Here is a 589-nt window from a genome sequence, read left to right as displayed (position 1 = left end):
CTGCGCGAGGAAGGTTTCAGCCTGCAGGGCAACGCCAAGACGATCGAGGGCAACCAGCACCCGGACCGCGACGCGCAGTTCCACTACCTCAACGACCACGCCAGGCAGCACCAGGCGGCCGGGGACCGGTGATCAGCGTGGACACCAAGAAGAAGGAGCTGGTCGGCCAGTACCGCAACGCCGGACGGCAGTGGCGTCGCCACGGCGAGCCGGTCGAGGTGCACACCCACGACTTCCCCGATCGGGAGCTGGGCAAGGCCATCCCGTATGGGATCTACGACGTGGGCGCGAACACCGGCTGGGTCGGTGTGGGCACCGACCATGACACCGCCGCGTTCGCCGTGGCCTGCCTGCATCGCTGGTGGGAGCGGTGGGCCGGGCCGGCTATCCGCGCTCGCGGCGCCTGCTGATCACCGCGGATGCGGGTGGCTCCACCGGCTACCGCACTCGCGCGTGGAAGGTCGAGCTGGCCGCCCTGGCAGTGGAGACCGGCCTGGAGATCACCGTGTGCCACCTCCCGCCCGGCACCTGCAAGTGGAACAAGATCGAGCACCGGCTGTTCTCCCACATCACCATGAACTGGCGGGGC

1 pseudogene is annotated in these 589 nt (G+C 69.3%); it reads left to right on the top strand.

The features are described from left to right. Positions 1–589, top strand: a pseudogene (locus tag KME75_RS42270) (ISAzo13 family transposase); the annotation flags it as partial.

Source organism: Pseudonocardia nigra, assembly GCF_019396355.1.
In the GTDB taxonomy this organism is placed as follows: domain Bacteria; phylum Actinomycetota; class Actinomycetes; order Mycobacteriales; family Pseudonocardiaceae; genus Pseudonocardia; species Pseudonocardia nigra.
This window is presented reverse-complemented; position numbering and strand designations above follow the sequence as displayed.